The sequence below is a fragment of the Bacillus cereus group sp. BfR-BA-01383 genome (assembly GCF_022663495.1).
Taxonomy (GTDB): domain Bacteria; phylum Bacillota; class Bacilli; order Bacillales; family Bacillaceae_G; genus Bacillus_A; species Bacillus_A cereus_AU.
Genome location: NZ_JAKUFP010000080.1, coordinates 1 through 2,604 on the forward strand (window position 1 = coordinate 1; position 2,604 = coordinate 2,604).

Sequence of the window (2,604 nt, forward strand, 5' to 3'; positions counted from 1 at the left end):
GAATCAACAGCACGATACAGGTACATCCATTGACCTTTTACTTTGATATATGTTTCATCGACTCTCCAAGAGTCATTTGTTTGTTTGAGGTAACGTCGGATCCGTTTGTCCAATTCAGGACCATACTGATGAACCCAACGCATAATCGTTGTATGAGAAATGGATAAACCCCGTTCCTCCATCATTTCCACCAAATCACGAAAACTGAGGTTGTACCGTAGGCACCATCTTACCGTTAATAAGATAATATCAGGCTGATAGTGCTTCCATTTGAACCAATTTTTCTTTTCCATACCGATCACACACCTTTTTAGAGTAATAGTATCAGTATGTCCAAGATTTAGAGATTACTTGTAATTACCTTGAAGTTTTTGCACCAGAACCGCTCTTAGGACCAAAACTCTTAATGTAAAAGAATACGTGATATCGTATGTGGTTTCTTTAATAATGTGAGTCATTTGAATAAAGAGAAGTCGTACAGTAAAAAAAAGCAGCTAGCAAAAGCTAACTGCTTAGCCCCATGGAAGAGAGAGGGACTCTTTATTAGGTCTAAGGCTGAAATAAGGGTTTTAGATGTTAAGACCTAAGACCTAAATATAGTATAAATCTCACTTCAGAAATTATGCATATAAATTATATTCTTACAAAAAAGGTTAAAAAACAAAACAGCTAGCTCAATTAGCTAACTGCTCATCCCCAAGGGGGAACAAGGAGAAAATCTAATGTCATATGCAGTGTTGACGGAATATTAAGTTTTATTAAAATGAAGAAACAAATTCGAAAGCACATGATAAAATAGCGAGATAATTTTGATGTCGAGTAATATAAATATCAATAAAATATAAAAAATGACTTTTGTTAATTACAAAAGTCATTTTTTTATATTACCATGTAAATCTATATTTAAGATACTGTTTATTATTAAGCTATGTTTGATCTGATTCGATATGTTAGGTATTTTCTTGGCTCGGTAGTTCTACATGAAACACTGACCTTAATAAACTATTTTGTTACGCACTTCTCTCTTATATGACTTCATTTATTGAAACAAATTAAAAGAAAAAAGATATGAAAAAATATATATAGATTTAATTCTAAGGGGGAAATATTTGAAATATAAATATAGTTGAAAGGAGCGGATCAATAATGGAAACAAGCATCTTTTTAGGACTGTTTTGGGGATGGACGACGATTATCATATCAGGAATTCTTTTCGTACGGCCATCAGTACTACGTGAATTGAAAAAATTAGTAGTAGAAGACAGAGGATTTGGGATTATGTATGGCTTTTTATCGATTTTCTTAGGGTTAGGTACTGTTATCCTACATAATATATGGGCATTCAATTGGCAGGGACTCATTACACTTATTGCATGGCTCGCACTTTTAAAGGGAATTTACATAATCATATATCCTGAGCCATCCAAGAAAACCGATTTTGAAGTACGGATACTATCTACTCGTATAGTACTTGCTATCCTTGGTGCTTTGGCATTATGGATGCTAATTGTGATTTATATGAAATAACGAAAAAATTTTTCCAATAACGAGATTAATCACATCGCTATCAAGCTAAGATGAATTTATAACCATAATTTACAGAGAATATTATTATTTTTTTGTAGAAATGTACAGATTTATTCTTTTATAAAAAGGTTTGATAATTTTTGTGATCCCTGCTCAATTAAAGCGCCCATTTGCTGAATAATAACTTCTACAACTTACTATTTTAATACTGATTAGTTTTCAAGTGTATGTATCATCTAAAGTAATTGTATATGTTAAATGTTTTTTAGAGTTCCGCAATACACTAGTTTTGGTCTGGTCCGAGAGAAAACTCAAAGCTTTGCTGTGTCACGGAAGGATAAAAGCCTGGGAGAAACTGTTTAACAGTTTTCTCTTAGGCTTTTTTTTGTAAGAATAAAATTGGAGGTGTCTTTTAGATGAATAAAGACTGGATTAAAGTATTTGGGTTCTGGTGCAAAAACTTCAGGACAATTGCAATCAATCTACAAATCTTGGACATACTGATACTACTAATCTAAAGAAGGTGCGTGATTGGTATGGAACAGGAAAATGTATTCAAATGGAAGCATTATCAGCCTGATATTATTTTATTAACGGTAAGATGGTACCTACGGTACAACCTCAGTTTTCGTGATTTAGTGGAAATGATGGAGAAACGGGGCTTATCCATTTCTCATACAACGATTATGCGTTGGGTTCATCAGTACGGTCCTGAATTGGACAAACGAATCCGACGTCACCTTAAACAAACAAGTGACTTCTGGAGAGTCGATGAAACATATATCAAAGTAAAAGGTCAATGGATGTACCTTTATCGTGCTGTTGATTCGAAAGGAAATACAATCGATTTTCACCTGAGCAAAACAAGAGACCAGAAGGCTGCAAAGCGCTTTTTCAAGAAGGCCTTGCAGTCTTTTCATGTTTCAAAACCTCGTGTTATAACAGTCGATAAAAATCCAGCTTATCCTATAGCAATTGATCAGTTAAAAAAAGAAAACATACTAAGATTAGTAGTGCAGGCCAAGGCATTGGTTCGCACTACTATTTTTTATATAGTAGAAGTGAAGAAAGGGTCGT

3 protein-coding genes and 1 riboswitch are annotated in these 2,604 nt (G+C 33.7%); of the genes, 2 read left to right on the top strand and 1 reads right to left on the bottom strand.

What is annotated here, in order from left to right; genetic code table 11:
* Positions 1–293: IS6 family transposase (locus MR065_RS26890; RefSeq protein WP_242215726.1), on the bottom strand; the 293-nt coding region annotated here is incomplete at its 3' end.
* Between the two features lie 853 nt (positions 294–1,146).
* On the opposite strand from MR065_RS26890, the gene MR065_RS26895 reads away from it, so the two are divergent.
* Positions 1,147–1,527, top strand: a complete 381-nt coding sequence (locus MR065_RS26895; RefSeq protein ID WP_242215727.1) for a hypothetical protein — start codon at positions 1,147–1,149, stop codon at positions 1,525–1,527.
* 254 nt (positions 1,528–1,781) lie between these two features.
* Positions 1,782–1,881, top strand: a riboswitch (guanidine-I (ykkC/yxkD leader).
* A gap of 182 nt (positions 1,882–2,063) precedes the next feature.
* The coding region (locus MR065_RS26900; RefSeq protein WP_242215728.1) for an IS6 family transposase at positions 2,064–2,604 on the top strand (541 nt) is incomplete at its 3' end.